Source organism: Natronorubrum halalkaliphilum (genome assembly GCF_009834785.1).
GTDB lineage: Archaea > Halobacteriota > Halobacteria > Halobacteriales > Natrialbaceae > Natronorubrum > Natronorubrum halalkaliphilum.
This window is the reverse complement of the sequence record NZ_WUYX01000071.1, coordinates 136,114-161,687: the sequence shown is the minus strand read 5'-3', so window position 1 is coordinate 161,687 and position 25,574 is coordinate 136,114. Positions and strand designations below refer to the sequence as shown.

20 protein-coding genes are annotated in these 25,574 nt (G+C 65.8%); 9 read left to right on the top strand and 11 right to left on the bottom strand.

What is annotated here, in order from left to right; genetic code table 11:
• Nucleotides 1-78: 78 nt before the first annotated feature.
• Entirely contained in the window at nucleotides 79-1,533 is a 1,455-nt protein-coding gene (locus GS429_RS21380) for a M28 family peptidase (RefSeq protein ID WP_160068007.1), read from the bottom strand.
• A gap of 158 nt (nucleotides 1,534-1,691) precedes the next feature.
• Here GS429_RS21380 and pepF point away from each other — a divergent pair, with 158 nt between their 5' ends.
• Entirely contained in the window at nucleotides 1,692-3,503 is a 1,812-nt protein-coding gene (gene pepF / locus GS429_RS21375) for an oligoendopeptidase F (RefSeq protein ID WP_160068005.1), read from the top strand.
• Between the two features lie 201 nt (nucleotides 3,504-3,704).
• Nucleotides 3,705-6,404, top strand: a complete 2,700-nt coding sequence (locus tag GS429_RS21370) for a PAS domain-containing sensor histidine kinase (protein ID WP_160068003.1) — start codon at nucleotides 3,705-3,707, stop codon at nucleotides 6,402-6,404.
• Nucleotides 6,405-6,416: 12 nt separating this feature from the next.
• Here the strand turns inward: GS429_RS21370 and GS429_RS21365 are convergent, their stop codons facing one another.
• The 6 genes from GS429_RS21365 to GS429_RS21340 form a co-directional block, all read right to left on the bottom strand.
• Nucleotides 6,417-6,737: a NifU family protein gene (locus tag GS429_RS21365; protein ID WP_160068001.1), complete on the bottom strand. Its 321-nt coding sequence runs from the start codon at nucleotides 6,735-6,737 to the stop codon at nucleotides 6,417-6,419.
• Between the two features lie 188 nt (nucleotides 6,738-6,925).
• Nucleotides 6,926-7,168 carry a hypothetical protein gene (locus GS429_RS21360; protein WP_160067999.1) on the bottom strand — a complete coding sequence of 81 codons (243 nt, stop codon included), beginning with the start codon at nucleotides 7,166-7,168 and terminating at the stop codon, nucleotides 6,926-6,928.
• An 80-nt stretch (nucleotides 7,169-7,248) separates the two neighbouring features.
• Entirely contained in the window at nucleotides 7,249-8,094 is an 846-nt protein-coding gene (truA, locus tag GS429_RS21355) for a tRNA pseudouridine(38-40) synthase TruA (RefSeq protein ID WP_160067997.1), read from the bottom strand.
• 99 nt (nucleotides 8,095-8,193) lie between these two features.
• The gene (locus tag GS429_RS21350) at nucleotides 8,194-8,547 is read right to left on the bottom strand and encodes a carboxymuconolactone decarboxylase family protein (RefSeq protein WP_160067995.1); all 354 of its coding nucleotides are present in this window, start codon (nucleotides 8,545-8,547) and stop codon (nucleotides 8,194-8,196) included.
• 376 nt (nucleotides 8,548-8,923) lie between these two features.
• Nucleotides 8,924-9,208, bottom strand: a complete 285-nt coding sequence (locus tag GS429_RS21345) for a DUF7571 family protein (RefSeq protein ID WP_160067993.1) — start codon at nucleotides 9,206-9,208, stop codon at nucleotides 8,924-8,926.
• Nucleotides 9,209-9,734: 526 nt separating this feature from the next.
• Nucleotides 9,735-11,132, bottom strand: coding sequence for a sulfatase family protein (locus GS429_RS21340; RefSeq protein ID WP_160067991.1), 1,398 nt, complete (start codon nucleotides 11,130-11,132; stop codon nucleotides 9,735-9,737).
• Nucleotides 11,133-11,296: 164 nt separating this feature from the next.
• On the opposite strand from GS429_RS21340, the gene GS429_RS21335 reads away from it, so the two are divergent.
• The 5 genes from GS429_RS21335 to GS429_RS21315 all read left to right on the top strand — a co-directional run bounded on the left by GS429_RS21335 (nucleotide 11,297) and on the right by GS429_RS21315 (nucleotide 19,013).
• A complete protein-coding gene (locus GS429_RS21335) occupies nucleotides 11,297-12,817 on the top strand; it encodes a sulfatase (RefSeq protein ID WP_160067989.1) in 1,521 nt (506 codons plus the stop codon).
• A gap of 307 nt (nucleotides 12,818-13,124) precedes the next feature.
• Nucleotides 13,125-13,418: an Hsp20/alpha crystallin family protein gene (locus tag GS429_RS21330; RefSeq protein WP_328821528.1), complete on the top strand. Its 294-nt coding sequence runs from the start codon at nucleotides 13,125-13,127 to the stop codon at nucleotides 13,416-13,418.
• Between the two features lie 182 nt (nucleotides 13,419-13,600).
• A complete protein-coding gene (locus GS429_RS21325) occupies nucleotides 13,601-15,139 on the top strand; it encodes a beta propeller repeat protein (RefSeq protein ID WP_160067987.1) in 1,539 nt (512 codons plus the stop codon).
• A gap of 48 nt (nucleotides 15,140-15,187) precedes the next feature.
• Nucleotides 15,188-17,854 (top strand): heavy metal translocating P-type ATPase, encoded by a 2,667-nt coding sequence (locus GS429_RS21320; protein ID WP_328821527.1) that lies wholly within the window; start codon nucleotides 15,188-15,190, stop codon nucleotides 17,852-17,854.
• 94 nt (nucleotides 17,855-17,948) lie between these two features.
• Entirely contained in the window at nucleotides 17,949-19,013 is a 1,065-nt protein-coding gene (locus tag GS429_RS21315) for a pyridoxal-phosphate-dependent aminotransferase family protein (protein ID WP_160067985.1), read from the top strand.
• A gap of 42 nt (nucleotides 19,014-19,055) precedes the next feature.
• Here GS429_RS21315 and GS429_RS21310 read toward each other — a convergent pair whose 3' ends face one another.
• On the bottom strand, nucleotides 19,056-19,790 hold the full coding sequence (locus GS429_RS21310) for a YIP1 family protein (RefSeq protein ID WP_160067983.1): 735 nt from the start codon (nucleotides 19,788-19,790) through the stop codon (nucleotides 19,056-19,058).
• A 107-nt stretch (nucleotides 19,791-19,897) separates the two neighbouring features.
• On the bottom strand, nucleotides 19,898-21,265 hold the full coding sequence (locus tag GS429_RS21305; protein ID WP_160067981.1) for a restriction endonuclease: 1,368 nt from the start codon (nucleotides 21,263-21,265) through the stop codon (nucleotides 19,898-19,900).
• A gap of 182 nt (nucleotides 21,266-21,447) precedes the next feature.
• Between GS429_RS21305 and GS429_RS21300 the strand changes: the two genes are divergently transcribed.
• Entirely contained in the window at nucleotides 21,448-21,879 is a 432-nt protein-coding gene (locus GS429_RS21300; RefSeq protein ID WP_160067979.1) for a hypothetical protein, read from the top strand.
• 461 nt (nucleotides 21,880-22,340) lie between these two features.
• Nucleotides 22,341-23,273: a hypothetical protein gene (locus tag GS429_RS21295; protein WP_160067977.1), complete on the top strand. Its 933-nt coding sequence runs from the start codon at nucleotides 22,341-22,343 to the stop codon at nucleotides 23,271-23,273.
• 73 nt (nucleotides 23,274-23,346) lie between these two features.
• Here the strand turns inward: GS429_RS21295 and GS429_RS21290 are convergent, their stop codons facing one another.
• Together GS429_RS21290 and GS429_RS21285 are read right to left on the bottom strand one after the other, a co-directional pair.
• Entirely contained in the window at nucleotides 23,347-24,270 is a 924-nt protein-coding gene (locus GS429_RS21290; RefSeq protein ID WP_160067975.1) for an LLM class oxidoreductase, read from the bottom strand.
• 70 nt (nucleotides 24,271-24,340) lie between these two features.
• Complete coding sequence (locus GS429_RS21285) at nucleotides 24,341-25,402, bottom strand: zinc-binding metallopeptidase family protein (protein ID WP_160067973.1); 1,062 nt, start codon at nucleotides 25,400-25,402, stop codon at nucleotides 24,341-24,343.
• Nucleotides 25,403-25,574: the final 172 nt, after the last annotated feature.

Here is a 25,574-nt window from a genome sequence, read left to right as displayed (position 1 = left end):
GATGGGGTCGGTGATCGGCGGTCATTGACTACAGTAAACCGTATCAGAGTTCGGTCGCGCGATTCGCGCCGCGGTCGTTCAGCCGTCGATCGACTCGCCCCACGAGTCGGGCCAGATTTCGGCGGCGCGCATTCCCGGCTCGTACTCCTGTGCTCGCAACTGCTCGCGAAGTTCGTCAGCGTCGATCCGGGGAACGTCAGTCCGAGTTAGCTCCCGAACCAGCAGCGCCGTCAGCATGGCGTGCTCGCGCAGGTTTCGGGGATCGACCTTATCTCGCGTGTCCGCCGTCGTGTGTCCCCAACCGCGGCCTCGTTCGGCACCCTCCGGCGGCTCGCTGTGTAACTGCAGCGCCGGCACGCCCGCCTGCAGGAACGGCCAGTGGTCGCTGAACGGATGCGGATCCGGCTCGTGGACGACCGGCTGCCCCGCCGCTTCGGTCACCGTATCGGCCAGTTCTGCGAGCGGGTCGGAGCCGTGTGAGAACGCTCGAAGGTTGCGAAATCGCCCCGCGCCGTCGACGTTAACCACCGCTCGAACGTCGTCGAGATCTACCGACTCGGCCATCGCTCTGGCACCCAGCAAGCCGATCTCCTCGCAGCCGACGCCGGCGAGTCGTACTCGACACTCGAGGTCCTCGTTGATCGCCGACAAAATCGACGCCGCGCCGGCGACGGTGGCGATGCCACAGCCGTTGTCGAGGGCCCCCTCCGTGATGTCGTGGGCGTCGTAGTGGGCCACGACGAGGACTTCGTCGTCCGTATCCGGCCCGAGCGTGCCGTGGACGTTCTGACTCGAGCCGTCCTGAGTCGTCGCATCGACCCGAAGCCGCGCTCGAGCGCCGCGGTCGGCGTACTCCGTCAGCCAGTCGTGGGTCTCGGCGCTGACGCCGACGCCGGGGACGGCCGCCTCGGCGTCGAACTTCAGCGCACCCGTCGGAGGGAGTTGCCCCTTCACGTGATTGGCGAAAACGAACGCCTCCGCGCCCGCCGCGATCGCGTGACCGAACTTCTCCATCCGGTGGACGAACCGCTGACCCGACGGGGTCGTCGTACTCGCGACCGCGATCGCTCCCTGGAGATCGACGTCCTCGAGTTCCGCGGGGGTGCCGTAGCCGACGTCGACCAGCGGTCCCTCGACGTCGCCCGCCGGCGAGTACGGCAGGGCGATCGCCTCGAACGAGCGGTCGATGCCGCCGAAGTCGTCGTTCGCCGCCGTATCTTCGTTGGCGTTCGGTGTCGTCTCCGAAGCGCTATCCTCGCCCCCTCGCGTCGACGTTTCGCTTCCGATGACTGCGAACTCCGTCGTCCCTCGCTCCCAGTACTGCACGGGGTACTCCTGAAACTGGACGTTCTCGAGACCGGCGTTCGAAAACGTCTCCCGAACGGTTTCGGCCGCTCGCCGTTCGTTCGGTGAGCCGCCCATTCGGTGGGGCAACTCGGTTATCCGTGTTAGCAGTTCCCAGGGCCGGTCGTCGCTCCAGGCGCGACCGAGCGCGCGCTCGAGTCGCTCGTCGCCGATGTCCGTCTCGACCATACCACGGTGTTCACGCTCGAGCGGAATATTCTACTGGTCGGCTGAAGCCGGGCCGGACGTGTCGGTCGACCGAACGGCGGGTCGCTTCTCAGTGCGGTGCGCCCCGCTCCGTCTCCGGGTTCGATACCCTTTACCACCTTCGTTTCAAAACGCGGGGTATGAGTTCCGTTCCCGAACGCTCGGAGGTCGACGAAGAATATACCTGGGATCTCGAGAGCATCTACGCAACCGACGACGACTGGGAGGCCGCCTACGAAGCAGTCGCCGAACGCGTCGACGAACTCGACGCCTACGAGGGGCAGGTCACCGACGACGCGGACACCCTGCTCGAGGTCCTCGAACTGAGCGAGGAGATCATGCGCGAGGTGTCGACGGTCTCGGCCTACGCCCGGATGCGCCGCGACGAAGATACGACGAACCAGGAGTATCAGGCGCTGACGGCCCGCGCCCAGTCGCTCGCGGCCGACGCCCAATCCGCAACGTCGTTCATCGACCCCGAAATTCAGGAGCTGACCCGCGAGGAGTTCGACGAGATGGTAGACGAGGAACCGGCCCTCGAGACCTACGACCATTACGTCGACGACGTCCTCCGGATGAAACCCCACACCCGCTCGGCGGAAGTCGAGGAACTGCTCGCGGACCTGAGCGAGGTCACGGGCGCGACCGGCGACGTGTACAACATGCTCTCGAACGCGGACATGCAGTTCCCGACGGTCGAAGATCCTGAGGGGGAAGCCGTCGAAATCACGCAGAGTAACTTCGTCAACCTGCTCAAACGCCCCGACCGGGCGTTCCGCCAGCGCGTCTACGAGAACTACTTCGACGAGTGGCAATCGATGCGGAACACCGTTGCCTCTGCCTACAAGAACAGCGTCAAAGCTGACGTCAAGATGGCGCAGGCGCGCAACTACGACACCGCCCGCGAGGCCGCCCTCGACGGGCCCAACGTCCCCGTTGACGTCTACGACACGCTCGTCAACAGCGTTCACGACAACCTCGACAAGCTTCACCACCACGCCGAGCTCAAACGGCAAGCACTCGAAGTCGACGACCTCCAGATGTGGGACGTCTACATGCCGCTGACCGGCGATGAGGGCCCCGACGTCGAGTACGATCAGGCGGCCGAGTACGTCGTCGACTCGCTGGCTCCGCTGGGCGAGGACTACCAGTCCCGCGTCGCCGAGGGCCTCGAGTCGCGCTGGGTCGACGTCTATGAGAACGAGGGCAAGCAGTCCGGCGCGTACTCGGGGGGCACCTACGACACCCAGCCGTTCATCCTGATGAACTATCAGGACGACATCTCCTCGATGTACACGCTGGCCCACGAACTCGGCCACTCGATGCACTCCGAGCTCACGAAAGAAGAACAGCCCTACGTCTACTCGGGCTACGAAATCTTCGTGGCCGAAGTCGCCAGTACGGTCAACGAGGCCCTGCTGACGAACCACCTGCTCGAGACCGTCGACGACCCCGAGTTCCGCAAACACGTCCTGAACGAGTTCTTAGAGCGCGTGCGTTCGACGCTCTACCGACAGACGCTCTTTGCGGAGTTCGAGCACAAGGCTCACGAACTCGAGGAGGCGGGCGAACCGCTCACCGCCGACCGACTGGACGAACTCTACCGCGGGCTCAAAGAGGAGTACTACGAACCCGCCGTCGTCGACGACCACATCGCCCGCGAATGGATGCGCATCCCCCACTTCTACCGCGCGTTCTACGTCTACCAGTACGCGACCGGTATCTCCGCCGCGCTGGCTATCGTCGACGACGTCCTGCCGAACGGGCCCGGCAGCGAACCGAACCGTGACGCCGCCGAAGACTACCGCTCGTTCCTCCGGCGTGGTTCCCGGGAGTACCCGCTCGAACTGCTGCGGATCGCCGGCGTCGATATGAGCAGTTCGGACCCGATCGATCGGGCGCTGGAGATGTACGGACAGCGACTCGACGAGATGGACGAGTTGCTCGACTAGGGCAGCGGCGCTTGAGTCGGTACTGTCCTATTTTGACGTGCGACACGAGTGTTGCGCAAGAGCGGATCCGGGATGACTGATACGGTTTACTGTAGTCAATGACCGCCGATCATCGACCCCGCCCCTGGTGATCGGCGGTAACTAGTTACAGCAATCCGTATGAGACAAGGGTTTAACTGCGATTGCGGACTTGGATACCCAATGAGTGATCTGGGGGACGCAAAAGGGTCGAACTCTCAGGCGGACGACGGCGATGAGGTGGTGCATCGTCGGTACCGGACGCTCGTCGAAACCCTCGAAGACGGCGTCTACCAGCTCGACACTGACGGGTGCTTCGTCGCGGTCAACGACGTGATCCTCGAGTTGACAGGGTACGACCGGGAGACGCTCCTCGGTGCGCACGTTTCCGTCGTCGTCAGCGACGCGGATTGCGACCGTCTCGAGCGCCGCATCCGAACCCGACTCGAGAGCGACGCGGACGGCGACGCGACGTACGATTTGGCGATCGAGACCGTCGACGGCGAGCGCGTTCCCTGCGAGTTGCAGTTTAGCCTGCTCGTGGCCGACGACGAGTTCGTGGGAACCGTCGGCGTCGTTCGCACCATCGACGGTCGCGACCGGCGGCACGAGCAGCTCGCATCGGTCTGGGAGACGTACGAATCGATCACGTCCGTCATCGACGAGGCCGACGTCGGCGTGTTCGTTCTCGACGAAACGTTCGACGTCGCCTGGATCGACGAGACCATCGAACGGTACTTCGGCGTGGATCGGAGCGAAATCGTCGGCCGGGACAAGCAGACGGTCATCGAAGAAACGATTCAGGACCGATTTGCCGACCCAGAGGCGTTTGCGGAGACGGTGGTGGCGACCTACGACGACAACACCTACGTCGAACAGTTCGAGTGTCGGATCACATCCGGCGAGGGGCGCGAGGAACGCTGGCTCGAGCACCGGAGCAAGCCGATCGAATCCGGACGGTACGCCGGCGGTCGCGTCGAACTGTACTACGACATCACGGACCGGAAACTGTCGGAGCAAGCCCAACTCGAGAGCGAACAACGGATTCAGTCGTTAGTCAATGCGGTCGAGGAGTATGCAATTTTCATGCTCGATCCCGACGGGCACGTCGTCAGCTGGAACGAAGGTGCCGAACGGATCAAAGGGTACGATTCGGAACGGATTCTCGGCGAGCACTTTTCGGTGTTCTACACCGACGACGCCCGGGAAAACGGCGTGCCCGAACACAATCTCACGCAGGCGAGAACCCAGGGTGCAATCGAGGACGAAGGGTGGCGCGTCCGGGCGGACGGATCGCAGTTCTGGGCCAACGTGACGATTACCGCTATTCGAAACGAGGGTGAGCTACAGGGGTTCGCGAAGGTGTCGCGGGACATGACCGAGCAGCGAGAGCACGAACGGGAGCTGCGACGCGAACGGAACCTGACCGAACAGATCCTGGAGACCAGTCCGGTCGGTATCGCCGTCGTGAATCCGGACGGCTCGACCAGCCGAGTCAACGATCGGATGGCGAAACTGCTCGACGTTCCGTCGGGCGACATTTCGCCGTACACGACGGGAGACCGAGAGATGTTCGATTCGAACGGAGATCTGATTCCGGTCGAAGACCGGCCCACCAGCCGCGTCTTCGAGACGGGAAACCCGCTGTACGATCGGGAAATTCTGATCGATCCGCCGTCCGGAGAGCGGACGTGGCTTTCCGTAAACGCCACGCCGATTACCGACGAGCGGGGAGCGCCGGAACAGGTCGTCGCGACCGCGACCGATATCACCGATCTGAAAGAGCTCGCCGAACGGCGAAAACGAGCGCTCGAGGAGCGCGAAAAGGAACTCGCCGCCGTTCGGCTCGCAACGAACTTGCTCGAAAGCGGCGATCAACCGGTCGACGAGTTACTGGAGGCGTTCGTGGATAACCTCACGGACTCGTTTCGATACGCGGAGCGCACCGCCGCGCGGGTCTCGGTCGGTAACCACGAGGCAGTCACCGACGGCTACGAACCCATTGATCGGAACATCACGGCACACACCAGAACGGCAAACGGTGCGCCGGTCACGATCGACGTCGTCTTCCTCGCGGACGCTACCGAGACGGAGACGGGCCCGTTCCTCGAGGAAGAGCACGAACTGATCGAAACGCTCGCGACCCTGGTCAAGTTTTACTTCGAACGCCGGGAGTACATCGACGAGCTACAGGCCGAGACCGAGCGGCTCGAACAGTTCGCGTACGCCGCCAGCCACGACCTCCAGGAGCCGTTGCGGATGGTCTCGAGCTACCTCCAGTTGATCGATCGCCGCTACGGCGATCAGTTGGACGACGACGGCGAGGAGTTCCTCGCGTACGCCGTCGATGGGGCCGAGCGAATGCGGGCGATGATCGAGGGACTCCTCGAGTACTCCCGCGTCGAAACGCGGGGCGATCCGTTCGAACCAGTCGACCTGAACAGCGTGCTCGAGGACGTTCTGGCGGATCTCGAGGTGAAAATCGTCGAAACCGAAGCCGAGATCACGACCGAGCCACTGCCGACGGTCAACGGCGACGCGAGCCAGCTTCGACAGGTGTTCCAGAACCTGCTCTCGAACGGGATCGAATACAGCGACGGAACGCCGCGCGTTCACGTCTCGGCCGAACGGAACGGCAGAGAGTGGATCGTGTCGGTCAGCGACGAGGGGATCGGTCTCGAGCCCGACGAGAGCGAGCGGATCTTCGAGGTCTTCCAGCGGCTCCACAGCCGGGAGGAATACAGCGGAACCGGAATCGGGCTCGCACTCTGTCGTCGAATCGTCGAACGTCACGGCGGCGAAATCTGGGTCGACTCCGAGCCCGGTGAGGGAGCGACGTTTTCGGTGACGCTGCCGGCGGCCGATCACGACGGGAGTGCGTAGCCGCTGTGGCGCTCAGAAGGGAACGTCGTCCGAGATATCGCGAGACGTCCCCTCCGAGAGGCCGTCGAAACCGGTGCTGACCGAGACGTGATCGATCGCGTCGACCTCGTTCGGGAGCCGTCGCTGAATCGCCTGGGTCGTCATCGGGCTGATGCCACACCCGCTACAGGCACCGCTCAGGTTGATCGAGATGCGGCCCTCGTCTAGATCGACCTCGGTGATCGACGAGTCGCCGCCGTGGGCCTGAATCTGGGGGAAGTTCCGCTGGAGGAACAGGGACACTGCTTCTCGAATTTCGTCCTCGGGGGACTGCTCTGGGGCGGATTCGCTCATAGGTAAGCCAAGGGACTCGAGGGGTATATCTCTGTTCACGAACCGGTAGAGCGCAGACTGCGGGTCGGTAACCCGACTCATACTGCCGGCCAGAACTATTCGAAGATCGGTCGCGCTACTGCGGCCGTCATCCCCGAGGACGGCCGCGAATTCGCGACAGACTTCGTATTGACTTTCGTCTGCCAGTATCAACCGCGCATCTCGGCGTCGACGGCCGTCCGAACGGTGCGAGCGATGCCGAGCATCGCGACGAACGTGCCCGCGAAGACGACCGCGACGAGCAGAAAGATCCCGAGTCCGATCGCTCCGGCGTTCGGATGCGAGAGCAACGGTGACGTGACACGATAGCCGAGGGAGACGATGAGGACGCCCGCTGCGACGAAGATCGAGGCCCGCCAGTAGGCACCGTACTCTTCAGGCGACAGTTCCATGCTCCGAGGTGTCGCGCCCGGCCGTAAAAAGGACTCCCAACGCAATCGATCGATCGCTCGAGACCGTCGGCCAACAGACGTCACTCGAGACCGTCGGCCAACTGGCTCGCGACTCGCGCACCCGTCTGCCGGTCTCTACGGTAGCGCTCGAAGATCGATCGCGCGGTCTCGGCCGCCGACTCGTCCGTCTCGAACTCGAGGCTCGGATACTCTACGGCGGTCAGTACGAGCGGTTCGGGCGGCGCGGGCGCAATTCCCTCGTGGCCGGGCAACGGCTCGGCCTCGAACGCGCGATCGATCTTCGAACGCGAGCCCTCGCCGGTACCGACGGCGCGGGCGAGCGAGACGAGTCGGCGAACCAGTTCGCGAGCGAAGCCGTCCGCGGTGACGCGGACGACGAGATAGTCGCCGTCGCGAGTCGCCTCGAGTGTCGGCGAGCGTTCGGTGTTGTGGTCGTCCGGCGTGAGGTTGTGGAAGTCGCGGGTTCCCGAAAGCGCTTTGCAGGCGGCGCGAAAGCGGTCGTCGTCGACGGCGTGTTCGCCACCAGAACCGCTCGAGTCGGCGACGGACGGCGCGTACAGGTGATACGTGTACTCCCGGCGAGTCGCGTCGTGGGTCGCGTGGAACGATTCGGGGGCGTCGGCGGCCGCCCACGCGCGGATGTCGGCCGGGAGGTCGGCGTTGAACGCCCGCGGCGTGAGCCACGCCGGCGCGTCGAACGCGACCGTCTGGGCCAGCGCGGAGACGCCGGCGTCGGTTCGGCCGGCGGCGGCGTAGGCGGCGGGTTTGTCGGTTTCGGGTGCGAGCACCTCGAGTGCGCGCAGCGCGTCGAAAACCGCGTCTTCGACGGTGGAAACGTCGGGCTGGCGCTGAAAGCCGTGGTAGCCGGTGCCGTCGTAGGCGATCCGGAACGCGCGCTGTGCCATTGGCTGGACCGAACGCGGCGAGCGAGTTAGATGCGTCGAACGGTACCGGTACCGACCGTGATGCCGGTCGGCGTCACGACGATACCGCGTCCGGGACGGTCACTCGGCTTCCTCGTCGGTGACGTCAGTAATCCAACTCCGTGCGGCCATCGCCTGCGGGAAGCCGATCGTCGGAATCGAGAGGATCGCGACCTGTTCGAGCGCCGCCGGGTCGTGGCCCTCCTCGAGGCCGCGACGAACGTGGGAGTGGACGGCGCCCTCGGACTGAGCGGCGACGGCCAGCCCCAGTTTAACGAGCCGCTTCGAGTCGTCGTCGATGGGGCCCGCGTCGGCACAGGCCGCGCCAAGATCGGCGTACTGCTCCCAGACTTCGGGATGTGACTCGGCGAACTCGCCGGCGGTCGACGGCAGTTCTTCTTCGGGATCGTCGACGGCGTCGATATCGTCCGTCATGTCCGTTTGCTCCGTCACTCCGAACGGCGTTAAGAGTTGGTGGGACCGTGACGGTCGCCGAACCGATCGCGGTCATGGACTACCCGACGTTTTGTGGCCGAAAGCCCTCGAGGAGCCACCCGTGAGTCGCCCCGCGCTGCTCCATACGGATTCCGGCTGGGACGACGCGGTAGCCATCTCGCTGGCACTCGAGGGACATCTCGAGCGATCCGAGTCGGAAGTGACCGACTGATCGCCGGCGGTGAGAGGCACGCGACTGACGTCACTGCTCGTTCAAAATCGGAGACACGCCGATTAAAGTGGCACGGTGGTCGTGCAACCGGCGTGTGCTGACGGGCAGCGTTCGGATAGCGTTTCTGAACGGGAGACCGGCCGTTCAGACTTCGGACCGTTCGGACTGCGATGTATCGAGATTCCAGCCGGGATCACAGCCCGTGCGTTCGATCTGCCGGGATCGACACGCCGGACAGTAATCGGGCGTCTCGCTGACGCTCCGGGGGACGTAGACCGCGCCGCCACACGCAACGCACGCATCGGAAACGATGGTCGCGCAGTCGACGCAGACGTTGAAGTCGTCGACTGTGAGTTCGCGCAGGGGTTCGAGTTGTTTATCCAAGAGATACTCGTCGATGACCGCCTGACAGTTGTGGCACGGTTTCATATCGATGCAGTTTGTGCCATGCGATACCTACACATAGTTCTATCGTCGCCGCGGAAACTCGCGTCGCGTTATCTGTCGTCTGTCGGAACTTACGGGAGCCGTCGATGGGCCACAGAACGTCCGAAACCGGTTACGAAGGCCTCCGAAACTGAGCGCGAGCCGCCGCGACGGCCCGACTCGCCTCCTTCCCGCCGACGACGTTCCGGTACCGCGACGCCTCGAGGCTGGAGAGCGGGCGGACGCTTCTCGAGCCAAGGGCCTCGCCCGCCGCCGGAAATCGGTCGTGTCGGGCCTCGAGGTCGCGGACGCGAGTAACGGGTATCGCATCCGGTCGGCGTTGACGCTGCCCAGGCTCACGACGTCGGTCAGACGGCTGCCTCGGTTCACGACGTCGGTCAGACGGCTGCCTCGGTTCACGACGTCGGTCAGACGGCTGCCTCGGTTCACGACGGCGGTCAGACGGCGTCGGGTCCGTGCGTGAACGTATGAAGACCGGAGTTCGGAGAGTTTCACCGCGCGGCCAGGGTCAGTTCCACGTGTCCTTGCGGTCGTCGCTCAGCCGCGGATGGACCGTCTCCCAGTCGTTCGGCAGGACCGGTCCCTCGAGCAGTGGATCCCCGGTCGCGTCCATCCACTCGAGTAACTCGTCTCGAAGCCGGTCGCGGACGGCTACGGTGGCCGGATCCTCGGGATCGTCCGCCGCCGCGAGATTGTCCCGTTCGAGCGGGTCGGCCTCGAGGTCGTACAGTTCCTCGTAGGCCCGCTGGTCGCCGTAGTACTCCTCGCGGACCTCGCAGCCGGCGTCGCTGCAGTAGATATCCGTCGTCATGTAGACCGCGGGCAGGTGCCAGAAGTTTCGGATGTACTTCCACCGATCCGTTCGAATCGCCCGGATCGGATTGTACCGGTCGTGCCAGGTCATGCCGGCGAAGAGCCGCTCTCGTGGTTCGTACTCGCCGCCGCGGCCGTCGAACAGCAGCGGGGCGAAGCTCTGGCCGGCGATGTGCCCACCGTCGGCGTCAGCGCCGGGAACCGGGGCGTCGGCCGCATCGAGCAGCGTCGCGAAGACGTCGACGTTGCTCACGAGGTCGTCGACCGCGCGCCCCGACTCGACGGTGCCGGGCTGGGACAGCACGAGCGTCCCCTCGATACCGGCGTCGAAGCAACACCCCTTTGCTCGGGGCATGGCCAGCCCGTGTTCGGTCGTGAAGACCACGAGGGTGTCCTCGGCGAGTCCGGCGTCCTCGAGCGCGTCGACAATCGTTCCGACACCGTCGTCGATCGCTTCCACCATCCCGTGCATCTCGGCGATATCCGACCGGATACCGGGCCGGTCGGGGAGGAACTCGAGCGGTTCGACCTCGCCGGGGTCGGGTGCGCCGTAGCGCTCCCCCTCGAAGCCGAAGCCGCCGTTCTCCTCGACGCGGTGGAGTTCGAAGAAGCCGATCGAGGCGAAGAACGGATCGCCGTGGTCGCCCGTTGCGAGCAGTTCCGCGAAGTCGTCGGCGACGTCTCGAGCGCGGGCCGTCTCGTGGACCGACGGCGGTGCGTCCGCGGTCAGCGGCTCGTCGCTGTGGATCCGATCGTAGCCGAGGCGGTCGGGGTACTCGGTGATGTGTTGGAGTCCGAAGAGGTGGGTCTCGTAGCCGGTTTCGGCCAGCAACTCGGGGAGCAGTCGTTCCTCCGGGCCGACCTCCCAGTTGCCGTGGGCGAGCCCGAGCATCCCGTTCTGGTGGGGATGGCGGCCGGTCATGAGACTCGCTCGGCTCGGCGAACACTGCGGTGCGGTCACGAAGTGACGGTCGAACCGAACGCCGGCGGCGGCGAGGGCGTCGATCCGCGGCGTCTCGACGGCCGCGCCATAGCATCCGATGAACTTCCCCAGATCGTGGCAGTGGACCAGGACGATATTGGGCGGCGTCATGTCCGCGTATTGAATCACGTGGGGAGTAAGAGTTCGGACTGATACTGCCACAGAACCCTTTCTTGAGCCGTACTATCACCGTTCGGTACACATTCCAATATCGTGAACCACCTGCATACTCCGGGGCGGTGGCCTTCCCTTCGAGGGGTGGATGTGTGCTACACATGGCGGGATCTACGAACACAAATTCGTCGTCTAACGAGCGTGACCCGAAGCCACATTCGACCCCGCGGAACGTCGTTCTCGTTGTTCTCGACACGGCTCGAGCGAGAAGCATCGGCCCGGAAACGACGCCGACGCTGACCCGACTCTCGAGGGAGGGAACGACGTTCGACAACGCCTTCGCGACCGCCCCGTGGACGCTACCGTCTCACGCGTCGATGTTCACGGGAACCTACCCCTCCGAACACGGGACCCACGGCGATCACACGTACCTCGACGACGAGTTGCGGACCCTTCCCGAATCGTTCGCCGACTCCGGCTACGAGACGATCGGCGTCTCGAACAACACCTGGATCACCGAGGAGTTCGGCTTCGACCGAGGGTTCGACGAACTTCGAAAGGGCTGGCAGTATATCCAGTCCGACGCGGATATGGGCGCGGTGGTCCGCGGCGAGGATCTCCGGGAGAAGCTCCAGGCGACCCGAAACCGGCTCTTCGACGGCAACCCGCTGGTCAACGCCGCGAACATCCTCTACAGTGAAGCGCTCCAGCCGGCCGGCGATGACGGGTCCGACCGATCGACGACCTGGATCGCAAACTGGCTCGAGGAGCGCGACGCCGACCGGCCCTTCTTCCTGTTCTGTAACTTCATCGAACCGCACGTCGAGTACGACCCGCCGCGGGAGTACGCCGAGCGGTTCCTCCCCGACGACGCGAGCTACGACGAGGCGAGGGCGATCCGACAGGATCCTCGCGCCTACGACTGCGAGGACTACGAGCTCACTGAACGGGAGTTTTCGCTCCTCCGCGGCCTGTACAAGGCAGAACTCGCGTACGTCGACGACCAACTCGGACAGCTCCGATCGGCACTCGAAGACGCTGGTGCCTGGGAAGACACCCTGTTCGTCGTCTGTGGCGACCACGGCGAGCACATCGGCGAACACGGCTTCTTCGGTCACCAGTACAACCTCTACGACACGCTGATCAACGTCCCGCTGGTGCTCCACGGCGGGCCGTTTACCGGCGGCGGCCGACGCGACGACCTCGTCCAGTTGCTCGACCTTCCGGCGACGCTGCTCGAAGCGGTCGATATCGACGATCCGGCGCTTCGCGAGCAGGGCTCGAGTCGCTCGATGCATCCGGATTTGACGTCGGCCTCGGCCTCGCCCTCGAGAGACGCCGTCTTCGCCGAGTACGTCGCCCCCCAGCCCTCGATCGATCGGCTCGAGGCACGTTTCGGCGACATTCCTGATCGCGTTCGCGAGTACGACCGTCGGCTTCGCGCGGTTCGGACGCGGGAGTTCAAGTACGTCCGCGGCGACGACGGCTTCGAGCGCCTCCACGACATGACGGTCGATCCGAACGAACGCGACGATATCGCAGCCGACAACCCCGAGACCGTTCGGGCGCTCCGGCGTCGGCTCGAGGACCGGTTCGAGCCGCTCGAGGACGCCGACGAGGCGGACGACGTTGCGATGCGCGAGGGGACGAAAGAGCGGCTGGCGGATCTGGGGTATCTCTGATACTGCTGGCCAGAACTATTCGAACATCGGTCGCGCTACTGCGGCCGTCATCCCCAAGGGCGGCCGCGAATTCGCGACCGACTTCTCATCGGCTTCTGTCCGACAGTATGAACGGCGACACCAGCTACGGGGCCCGGGACGGATGCGGCTCTGATACGGTTTACTGTAGTCAATTACCGCCAGTCGCCAGAACGGGGTCGTCGATCGGCGGTACATAGTTACAGTGACCCGTATGAGACGAGGCGGGATATCAAGCCTACACCTGTACACGGGGACGGGTTTCACCGTGGCTTCGGAACCCCACACCGTGTCCTCCTCTTCGCACACCACGTCCCGATCGTTCCCGATGCGGGCCGTGTACGACTGCGCCGCAGATCAGCTTACCGTCGTCGTCGATGCCACCCCCGCGACGGTCGACGATATCACGGTAACGGTCAGTTCGAAGCAGATCCAACTCCGGATCGACCACGGTGAGACCGCCTTCGAGCAGACGATCACGCCGCCGGTCACGCCGTACGTCTTCACCGACGACCGAAACGCCGTCTACAACAACGGCGTCCTCACGATCTCGGTCGGGACGACGCGGCGATCCGAACGCTGAGCCTCGAACGCGCCGAACCCGTCGACCCCGTCGTCGCCAAGTACCCCTAAAACGCGACGAACGCCCCCGTTTGGCGGAATGGGCTTGCCTGCAGTGTCCTTTTTGCCGGCGGTCCGATACGATGAACTCGAGCCTCGAGCGACGGCGAGCGGCGGAATCCGCCCGACTCGAGGGCCCCACTGATGACGACACACGATGCCCGGACCGACGCGAACGGCTTCGTTCGCTTCTTTCGCAACTACACGAAGACGTGGGTCCACGCCGTCGCGACGGCCGGACTGACCGCGTTCGGGACGCTGACGATCGTTCACAACTGGTTCGCCGCGCTCGCGCTCGCGACGTACGCCGTCCCGCCGGTCGTGCTGTATCTCCGACGCGGGCGGGCACGGCCCCGCGACAAATCCGCATCTGCGACGGGGTCGAACGGGGAGGACGGCACCGGGTCCGCGGGGGCGGACGGGAGCGACGACGGAAGCGGCCGCTCGAGCGAGGCGCGAGGCACCGACGCTCGGGAGGATAGCGATGCAGCCGCGACCGCGGACACCGCCGCGGCTTCCGCGTCCGACGCTGTCACAGACACCTCGACGGAGACTGGCAAAAACGCGACGACGGGCGACACTGCCGGCACTGAATCGGAGGCGACAGCCGATCAGGAGGCGAAGACGGGTGCAGGGACGGGAGAGCCGCTCGAGGGGGCCGAAACGGAATCGACGGCGGCCGATGCTGACGATGACGCTGCCGAAACGGAATCCGACGACGACAGAGCGATACCCGCGGACGCGGCAGCCGATGACGGCCGCGACGAAGCGTCTATCGAGGAACCGAAATCGGACTCTGCAGACGCCGGCGCCGAGTGGCACGGCGTCGACACACCCGCGGAGACGGCGTTGTACGACGTCGCGATCCCGACCGCGAGCGACGCCTACGCGGTCGGTGCCGATGGTACCGTCCTCAGCGGCGACGGTCAGGGCCAGTGGTCGGTCGTCCTCGAGGACGGCCCTGCCGCCCAGGGTAACGACCTCCGCGGCGCGGACGCGACGGCCGACGGCGAGGCGGTCTGGATCGCCGGCGACAGTGGCGCTCTCGGGCGCGTCGACGTCGAAACCGGCCGCCACACGGATTACACGGCTCCCGAAGACGTCACCGACAACTGGCTGGGCGTCGCCGTCGGCGGCTCGAGCGACGCGGAGACGATCCTCCTGATCAACGGCTCCGGGGCCGTCCTCCGCGGAACGTATCGCGAGGGAGACCTGGAGTGGACGGGTCCCGACAAGCCCGGCAGCGGCTCGAGTCTGAGCGGCGTCGAACTCGTCGGCGACGTCGGCTACTGCTGTGACACCAACGACGGCGTCTTCGAGACGACCGACGGCGGCGAGTCGTTCGAGCGAGTTGGACTCGAGGGAGCCGACGGGACGCTCACCGACGTCGCGACCACGGGGCGGGGAGACTGTCTCGTGAGCGCTGACGACGGCGTCGTCCACCGCTACGGCGGATCGACGTGGACGCCCGAACGCGTCGCCGACGGCTCGCTGACCGGCCTCGCCCGCTCCGGCGAGCGAACGGCGGCGTGTGCCGATGACGGAATTCACGAGCGGTCCACGCCGACGGCCGACTGGGAACGAATCGACATCGACGGAACCGACGCGCTGCAGGCGATTTCGATCGCCCCCGAGCGCTCGGTTGCGGTCGGCGAGAACGGCACGGTCATCGAACGGCACTGACGGGGCGCCGCCCACTGTTATTGCACTCGAGAGTGAACTAGCCGTGTCGTGAGCGACTGGGAGACGGAGCGCGGCCGCTGTCGGCTCTGCGGGGCGGAATGTGGCGAGTCGGCGGCGGAGACGGTGGAGGCGGCGGACAGCGACGCCGACGCCGATACCGATGTCGACGGATTCTTCTGCTCGAGCGGCTGTCGCGAGATCGTCGACGTGCTCGGAGACAGCGACGGCACTGACGGAACCAACGGCACGGACGCGGCCGACTTCGACGCCGACACCGGCCGTAACCCCGATTCTCGAACGAAGCCCGCTTCCCAGAACGAAAGCCACGCGCGGACGTTCTTCCGAGTCGACGGCATGCACTCGGCGCTCTGCGAGTCGTACCTCGAGTCGGTCGCCGAGAACCGCGCGGGCGTCTCGGACGCGGCTGCGAGCTACGTCACGGAGACGGTCCGGGTCGATCACGATCCCGACCGGACGTCGGCGGCGGCGCTCGAGGACGGTCTGACGACGATCGGCTACACGGCTTACCGGCGCGAGAACGCGGCAGAGGCTCCCGCGAGAGGAGATACCGACGCTGACGCCGGCCCCGCCGAGGACCAGACGAGCACCACCCACAGATCACGCGAAATGCACGGACTGCGAAAGCGCCGCTCGGAAGACGTCCTCGAACTGCGGTACATCGTCGGAATCGTCTTCGGCTCGTTCCTGCTGATCCCGTACGTTACGGTGTTCTATCCGGTGTATCTCGCCGGCTACACGGACTACTGGCTGTTCGGGCTGTACGCGGAGACGTTCGCGAGTTTCGACGGCGTCCTGTTCTTGCCGCTCTTTTTCGTGCTCACGGGAGCCGTGCTCTACCTGACCGGCATGCCGCTCTTGCGCGGGGCCTACGTGAGTCTGAAACTCCGTGAGCCGAGCGTCCATCTGCTCGCGACGCTGACGATCGTCGCCGCCTTCGCCTACGGAACGCTCGCCTTCGTCGTCGGCCAACCCGAAATCTACTACGACCTGACGATCCTCGTCGCCGCAACGGTGATGGCCGCCGTCTTCTACGAGGCGACGATCAAACGACGCGCGATGGACCGGCTCACCGATCTCACGGTCTCCCAGGTCGAGACGGCCCGCGTCCTCGAGGCGGACGGAACAACGCGGGAGAGCCCGATCGAAGAGATCGGGGCCGACGACCGACTGCTCGTCCGGGCGGGCGAGCGGATCCCCGTCGACGGAACGCTCGCCGAGGGCGAGTGCGCGGTCGACGAGGCGGTCATCACCGGCGAGTCGTTACCGATCTCGAAAGCGGCGGGCGACGCCGTGATCGGCGGCTCGGTCGTAACCGGCGGCGCCGCGGTCGTCGCCGTCGGCGATCGGACGACCAGCAGCATCGATCAGCTAACGCGTACGGTGTGGAACCTCCAGAGCGTCGACCACGGCGTCCAGCGCCGCGCCGACGCGCTCGCGGCGACTCTCCTCCCGTTCGTCGTCGCCACAGCCGTCGTCGCCGGCGTAGCGTCGATCCTGCTCGAGGCGACTCCGGTCGCCGCCGCGATGACGGTCCTCCTGACGATCATCGTCGTCAGCCCGTGGGCGCTCGGCCTCGCGACGCCGTGTTCGGTCGCCTCGAGCGTCCGCGACGCGCTCGAGCGAGGGATCGTCGTCTTCGACGAGAGCGTCTTCGAACGGCTCCGGGAGATCGACGTTGTCGTCTTCGATAAGACGGGGACGCTCACGACCGGCGAGATGAGCGTGCTCGAGGCGGACGCGCCGGCGGAACTCCTTCGAGCGGCCGGGTCGGTGGAGCGGCGCGCGTCCCATCCGGCGGCGGCCGCGATCGAGGCGGCGTTCGCCGACGGAGACGGCCGGAGCGGTGAAAGCGACGATCGGGGAGGAAGCGGCGAAACCGACGGGTTCGCCGACGAGACGACACGAACGGACGGGGGCGTTACCGACGACGCGGACGAACCGGACGAGCCCACCGACCGCATACGGGAGTTCCGGCGCCACGCGACCGGCGTCGAGGGCACCGTCGACGGGCGGCGAGTGCTCGTCGGCCACCCCGACTGTTTTCGCGAGCAGGACTGGGACCTCGAGGGGGACCTCGAAACGCGAATCGCGGCGGCGCGAGACGACGGCCGACTGCCCGTCGTCGTCGGACGGGAGGGACACGCGGAGGGGATCGTCGTCGTTGGTGACGAATCGCGGACCGAGTGGGACGCGACCGTGACGGCGCTGGACGAAAGCGGGATCGACGTCGTCGTGCTCACCGGCGACGACGACTCGGCGGCGGCCCGCTTCCGACGGCATCCGGGCGTCGAGCACGTCTTTGCGGCGGTGCCGCCCGACGGCAAGACGGCGGCGATCCGGCGACTCCGCGCCGAGAACCGCGTCGCGATGGTCGGCGACGGAACGAACGACGGTCCCGCCCTCGCCGCGGCGGATCTGGGCATCTCGCTCGGCAGCGGGACGGCGTTGGCCGCCGACGCGGCCGACCTCGCCATCGTCGACGACGACCTCGCCGCGGTCGAACGAGCGTTCGCGCTGGCGCGTGCCGCCCGCGAGCGCGTCGTCCAGAATCTCGGGTTAGCGCTGGTCTACAACGCGATCGTGATCCCGGTCGCGCTGGCGGGGCTGTTGAGTCCGGCGGTCACGACCGCGGCGCTGGCGGCCAGCGGCCTGCTGATCGTCGCGAACTCCTCGCGAACGTTACTCGAGGCGTGATCAAGTCTCGACGGGCGATCGAGACGAACCCGACGACTGGCACGCGGTCGTCGCAACCGCAACCGGCTAATGCCATCGATTCGCATGACCTAGCATGAGGTTCACCCCAGGACCGACGACCGTCCCGCCGGCGGTCAGAGAAGCGATGGCCGAGGAACAACCGAATCCGAACGTCGAAACCGCGTTTGCACAGCGGTACGACGAGACCTGTGAGAAACTCGCGACGGTGTACGAGACGTCACACGACGTCGTCGTTCTCGGCGGCGAGGGCATTCTCGGCCTCGAGGCGGCGATCACGTCGCTGGTCGCGCCCGGCGACCGCGTGCTCTGCGTTTCGAACGGGATCTACGGCGACGGATTCGCCGACTTCGTCGACGCCGCCGACGGGGACGCCGAACTCGTCTCCGCGCCGTACGACGAGGGTTACGATCTCGAGGCCGTCGAGGCGGCCCTCGAAGATGCGGCTTCCGCCGGCGAGCCGTTCAAAGTCGCGACGCTGGTCCACTGCGAGACGCCCACCGGGACGCTCAACGACATGGGTCCCGTACTGGATCTACTCGACGAACACGACGTGTTGAGCGTCGTAGACGCCGTCTCGTCGCTCGGTGGCACGCCAGTGCCGACCGACCGAATCGACGTCTGTCTCGGGGCCTCCCAGAAGTGTTTCAGCGCGCCGCCGGGGCTGACGACCGCCGCGATCAGCGATCGAGCCTGGGAGGCGATGGCGGAGCGCGAGCCGTCCTCGCTGTACACGAACTTCCTTCCGTGGCGGGACGTCTCCGACGGCTTTCCCTACACCCATCTCCCGGCGAACGTGGCCGCCCTCGACGCGGCGCTCGATCTGGCGCTCGAGGACGGTCTCGAGGCCACCTTCGATCGGCACGCGAAAGCCGCCGAGCGGTGTCGAGAGCGGGGTGAAGAACTCGGGCTCGACCGCTATCCCGATCCCGAGCGGAGTTCGCCGACGGTGACGGCGTTTCACCTGCCGGGCGACGCGAAGCGAGTCCAGCAACGGGTCGCGGACGAGACGGATATCGTTCTGGCGACCGGGCTCGGCGAACTGGAAGACGACATTCTTCGGCTCGGTCACATGGGGTACAACGCCGAGGTCGAAAAAGTCGATCGGGCGATGGACGCGGTCGAAGCCGTCCTGGAGTGAGCCGCCGGCCGTGAACGGGGAAACGGCGACCGGACGAAAGCGCTACGCGACGGTGACGAGGGCGTAGAGCGCCAACGGGACGCCAGCGGCGACGGCGGCCGCTCGCCGGGAGAGGGCCGCCTCTCGAGAGAGTCCGCCGGTAAGCACGTGCCACTGCCAGGCGACCGTGACGAGCGAGGCGACCAGCAAGACGGGATCTATCGGCGCCATCGCCGCCTCGAGCGCGTCGGCCGCTTTGTCGAGGTCGGTGATCGTCAGACTCGAGAGGGCGACCCGTATCGCGACCACTCCGACGGCGAGTCGGAACAGCTCCGGAAGCGCGGCCCAGCCGGCGAGTGCCAGCGTCCCCGTGAACGACGGCGTCCCGCCCGCGAGCCGTCCGGCGGCGTACAAGACGACGCCGCCGCCGAGCCAGAGGACGAACGGGCCGATCAGCGCAATCCAGAGGTAGTCGTGTATCGCCTCCTGTACCAGCGCGCCGGCGTCGCGTTCGATCGTCTCGGGTTCGTCGCAGTTCTCGCTCAGGATCGAGTCCGAAGCGCCCTCGTGGTGGTCACAGATCGGTCCGGGCGGCCGGTCCGGGTTGTCCATCGTCACCGTCGCGTCGACTGCCCCGGCGAGCATCGACCCGATCAACACGAGGGAGACGACGAGGCTCACGGCGAAGAGGACCACGATACCCGCCGCGATCGGGAGCGTTTCGGCCGGCGGCCGCTCCTCGAAAAACGCGGCCGGAGAGAGGAGGAACTGGCGGAGCGTGGGAACGGAAGGGACCATCCTGTGCGTGGGCTCACATTTGAGCGATAAATGCTTTTTTACTGACTTTGTTCGGTGTCGGTATTCGACCGGAGACAGGCCAGCGGGGCCACCGAACGCACAACGAACTAGACGAGGACGACCGATCCCACCACGAGCAACGCTACGAGCACCACACAGAGGGCGGCCCCGACGGCGAGCGGGACGTTCTCTCGCGCCTTCTCGCTGATCGGCATGGCCGCGTACTCCTCGCGGAAGGCCTCGAGGTTCGCCTCGTCGTAAAAGTACTTGGTGTCGAACGCGAACGATTCGGTCACTGCACAGACGGTACAGACCGGCTCCCCCTCGAGGCGCTCGGTTTCGATGTGGTCGCCGCAGTTGATGCTTCCGCAGTTGTCACAGTGGGTGTACGTCTCGTTCGCACCCGCGCCGTCGCCCTCGCAGTGAACGCACCGGGAAAGGTCGTTCGTCGTCGTCGACCGCGAGGGGCCGGCGGCGTAGTAGGCGTACCGATAGTCGTACTCGCCGAGCGAGAACGTCGAACTGACGTGTGGCACGTAGACGGGATCGATCGTCCAGATCGAGATGTCGGAGACACGGGGCGTACAGGTCTTCTCGTAGTCGACGTTGTTCCCGCCCGTATACTCGACCGTCGTCGTGTGGACCTGCTGGAGCCGGTCGATTGCCCACTGCTTGTAGGTCGTCTCGGTTCGGCTGAAACGCGTGCGTTCGACCGCGTCGAAGGTGTCCTCGAGGTCGCGCTCCTTGAGCTCGATCCGGGGTGCCGACGGGTTCGCGACGAGGTCCTTGAGATCGCCCGTCGCGATCCGCGGGGTCTCCCGACCGGCGCGGATCACCAGGTCGTTCGTCTCGTCCAGGCTGTGTACGACGCCGACGCCGGTCTCGAACGTGGCGCTCGTTTGCGCGTGGACGGTCACCATCGGCTCGAGTTCGACGGTCGTCTCGGGCGTGGGCACCGTCGCGGGCTCGAGATTGGCGATCTCGCGGGCGGCCTCGAAGACCGGGACGTCCCGGCCCGCGGTGGGGTGGGTCGGCCGAAGTGACTCTTCGCAGAGGATCTCGATCCGGCCGTTGTAGAGGTCTGCGCCGACTTCCTCGCCGATCTCCCGGAGCGCTCGCCCGTCGAGGAGTTCGATCCCGCCGGCCCGTCTAGAACCCAGATTTTGCGCGTACTCGCGAGCGGGGTCGGTAACGCGGCCGGAGGTCACCACCATGCCTCGAACCGGGCCGTCGTACTCGAAGGTCTCGACCGCCGAGTGGAGCTTCCGGATGTCGGGCCGGCCCACGGTCGCCGTGTGTTTACATTCGACGACGATCGCTCGTCGCCGGCCGTCGACGACCTCCTCCATCAGGATGTCCCGGCCCTCGTCGGCCGTCCGGCGCGACTGACGAACGTTCTCGTAGCCGAGGTTTCGGAACACGTCCTCCATCAGGTCCTCGAACTCGTAGCCCGAGAGGTCGTCGAGTATCGCCATCGCGTTCACGCCATCCTAGAGATCCGATCAACGATAACGTTTCGGCCCGATCGACGATCGGATAACCAACGGCAATGGTAGAATTAGTTTCGACGCTTCGGATACAAAGCCCGAACACGCCGAGAGTCGGCACCCGTTGCCGCCCCTGAAACTACTTTTGTCGTGCCCGTGGTCTGCGGACTATGACGACCGATCCCGACGACCTCGAGTTGAGCGACGCCGAAGCCGACGCCCTCCACGATATGCAACTCGGTATCGAGTACGTCTACCGAGCGTACGGCAATTTGCTCGAGTTCCACCACGAACTCGGCCACGCGATGGATCGGATGAGCGACGCCGAAGACGCGCTCCGTGAGGCCGGGCACGACGAGTGGGCGGACGAACTCCGAGACGACCACCTCCCGTCGGGTGCGATCAGCGATCAGTGGACCTTCGAACTCGTCGAGGAGTTCTCAGAGGAGTTTCTCGAGGAGGTCGACGCCTTCGAGGACGATGTCCGGGAAGAACTGGCCGATGGGGTCGATCACGTGACCGAGCGCCGACAGAAGCGACGACTGCGCGATCGAGCCGAGCGGGGCGAGCGAGACGGGCGAGACGACGGGAGTTCCGACTGAAATAGTTCGGGACAGGGTATGTAGCGATCATCAGTAGCGACGGTAGCTAATACGAACTGTTGTACCGTTTGACCGGTGCAACCACGACAGCTGTGGGTGCGCCGGTACTGACGTCCAGTAGGCCGAATGAGGGGTAACTCGCCCCAACTAAGACCGGATGACTCCACATCCGTTCGGGCCGAGAGTGTCAATTCAGCAGCTTTTTAACCGGTCACTGAGTTCTTTTTTGATACGTCGTGCGGGCAACTGGGTTGGGGAGGGGCCGTTATGACGGTATCCCGGCAGCCTTGCCTTCGGCGATGGGCAGGATCGCGGCCGGGGACAGGGGGAGGACCACCGTCGTCGAATTCGCCCACGGTACGGATCGATCAGGCCGACGACCGCAGACCACGCAGTCAGCGAACATCGATCCAGTAGCGGCCTCCGCTCCGTCCCACTGAACGCACTGCAACCGAGTAGCAATGAACCGAACGAGACGGGGGACACTGGCGTTGATCGCGGGATCGAGCGGCGTCCTCGCCGCCGACGCACTCGAATTCTCGAGCGCCGGCGACGGCGACGGCGCCGATGCGTCCGCCGACGCCAGCAACGGCGCAACACTACCGCTCGAGGTGACGGAGGACGGACTCGAAACCGCAGGCCCGCCGTTCGACGGCAAGCGGCGATCGACACCGGCACCCGCGACGTTCGACATCGTCAATCAGCGCTCGGTGCCGGTCTCGCTCGTTCTCGAGGCCGATGCGTTTCGGTTCAATGCGGCCGACGACAGGGCCGTCGTCGACGGTGGGCGACTGCTCGTCGGGGGTGACGGGAACGAGAAGGTTGGGCCCGGCGAGCGGATCGCGAACGTTACCGTCGAAATCGATCCGCGCTCGGAGGCTTCAACCGCGAGTGCGGCGGTGACCGGAGCCGTCGAGATCACCGCCGAGGGGGCTGACACGCGCATCGACGCCGGTCGAAAACTGACGCTCGAGAACCGCGGGCTCACCGTCGAGAGAGCGCTGGTAGAGAGCGAGCGAACGGACGGCGCAGTCGAACACCGCTGGCTGCTCGACACCGTGACCGTTCCCAATCCCGGGCTCGAGGCGCTCCGGTTCGATTACCGGGACGCCGAACCGGCCGCGGCACTCGACTTCACGGACGCTGAAGCGCTGTCGGTGACCGCCGTCATCGACGGCACCGAACACGCGGGTACGATCGAACACCGACGACCGAACCGTCTCACCGTCTCGTTCGACGACCCGCCGTCGGTCGACCGAACCGACGTCGAACTCCTCCTGTACGAGACCGAGTCGCCAGCGAGCCTCGAGGGTGAGCGCGGGCAACCGAGCGGCGCGACGCTCGAGGTGCTCGGCGGCGGGTTCAGCGCTCGCGTCGAGGGAACTCGGCGCTAACCCTGAGAGACGAGCGGCGGGTACCAGGTTAAAGTCGAAGGTTCGGCTGCCCAGGTCCCGGATGAACCCGTCCCTACAGTCGATCCATAATTTCCTCGGCGAACGTCGACAGCGCCGCCTCCCGGTCGTCGTTCTGGATCCCGACGATCGCGTGATCGAGGCCGTACCCCTCGAGTCGTCGGAAGTACTCCCGAAACCACTCGACGCCGGCCCGGAAGCCGAGGTGTAATGGCTCCGGATCGGCCGTCGGATCGTCGGCCAACTCCACCCGAACCGCGATTGCGAACGGTTTGTCGGTCGTCGCCTCGCGCCAGTCCGCCAGATAGCTCTCGAGGGTGGACTCCGGCAGGTGGTAGAACAGCCAGCCGTCGCCGCGGTCGGCGATCCACTCGCGAGACTGACGCGAATTACCGGTCGGCAACAGCGGAATCGTTTCTTCGGTGGGTTCCGGAACAACGTCGAGGTCGCCCTCGAGAGTGCCCCACCGCCCCTCGAGTTTCGGGAACTCCTCCCGCCAGACCGCACGGAGCGCGTCGACGCTCTCGCGAAAGTGCCGGCCGCGTTCCTCGCGGTCGACGTCGAAGGCGGGGTACTCGGGGTCGCGATCGCCGGAGGCGACGCCCAGTACGAGCCGGCCGTCCGAAAGCCGGTCGACCGTCGCCGCGGATTTCGCGACGTGGATCGGATGGCGGAGCGTGAGGACGATACTCGAGGTGCCGAGCGCGATATCGTCGGTGTGGGCCGCGACGTGTGAGAGCCACGGCCACGTGTCGAACGTCTGGCCGGCATCGCCGAACTTCGGCCAGTAGGTCGGCACGTCTCGAGCCCAGAGGCCGTCGAAGCCGAGCGCTTCGGCGTGTTTCGCGAGTTCGATTTCGGCGGCGACGTCCGGCATCGACCGATTCGCGCCCGTCAGCGGAAAGCCGGCACCGAAGGTCAATCCGTCCTGATCGAACAGCCGCTGATAGCCCTTATTTTCGTATCCGCGAGTCGGCATTCGCTCGAGCTATCGGCTCCGGTCGGATGTCGGTACCGGTTTGCGAGCGCCGAGGGCCGGATGCCGCGGCTCAGATATCGACCGCGAACGGGGCAAACTCGCGCGCGCTTGTTGCGAACCCGCCGAGTAGCGTCGCGACGGCCTCGAGGTCGTCGGTGTCGATCAGCTCGACGGGGGTGTGCATGTACCGATTGGGGACGCTGACGACCTGCGACGGAATCCCGCCGGCGGCGGTGAAGAAGCCGTCGGCGTCCGTACCCGTGCCGAGACCGAGCGCCTCGACCTGCACGTCGATTCCGCGATCGTCGGCGACCGACCGCAGCGCCTCGAACAGCACCGGGTGGTTCGTACTCCCTCGGCCGAGCGCCGGTCCGGCGCCGAGTTCCATTTTACTCGTCTTCTCGCTCGGTGCCGAGGGGTAGTCGACCGCGTGACCGACGTCGACGACGATCACGGCGTCCGGCTCCAGGTCGAAACCGACCATCTGGGCCCCCTTGATCCCGACCTCCTCCTGGACCGTCGAGACGGCGTAGACGGTCGCCTCGGTGCCCGACTCGACGGCCTCCCGGAAGCCCTCGGCGGCAGCCCACGTCCCGACGCGATTGTCGATCCCGCGAGCGGCGAGGCGCGTCTCCGAGAGCCAGGAGACCGTCGACGAGAACGTGATCGGATCGCCGATTGCCAGACGCTCCGCGGCTTCGTCCTCGTCTTCGGCCCCGATATCGATCCAGAGATCCGAGATATCGGGGTCGTCGTCGCCGTCCTCACGGAGATGGATCGCCGTCTGTCCGACGACCCCCTCGACGGGACCGTCCGCGGCGTGGATCGTCACGTGCTGGCCCTGCGAGACCGACGGATCGCTGCCGCCAATCGGGCCAGGTCTGACGAATCCGTTCTCGTCGATCGATTTGACGATGAAACCGATCTCGTCGGCGTGACCGGTGAGGACCACTTCGGGCGCGTTGGGGTCGCCCTCGTGAACGGCGATGGCGTTTCCGTAGGCGTCCGTCCGTACGTCGTCCGCGAACCGCTCGACGTAGTCCAGCCACACGCGCTGACCGCGGGTTTCGTACCCCGACGGCGACGGCGTCTCGAGCAGTTCGACGAGGAAGTCGCGCGATGTCTCGTCCATATCCAAGCTGTACGAATGGCATCGGTAATATATTCGTGTCACTCGCGGTGGGGAATCCCGCACTCGAGAACCTCGCGGACGTGTCGCTGGTCGTTTCGGATGCAGTCACGACTACTGCGTTCATCATGCCAAAGCCAAAAAACGAAAAAACGGCGTCTCGAAGGCTCGTGAG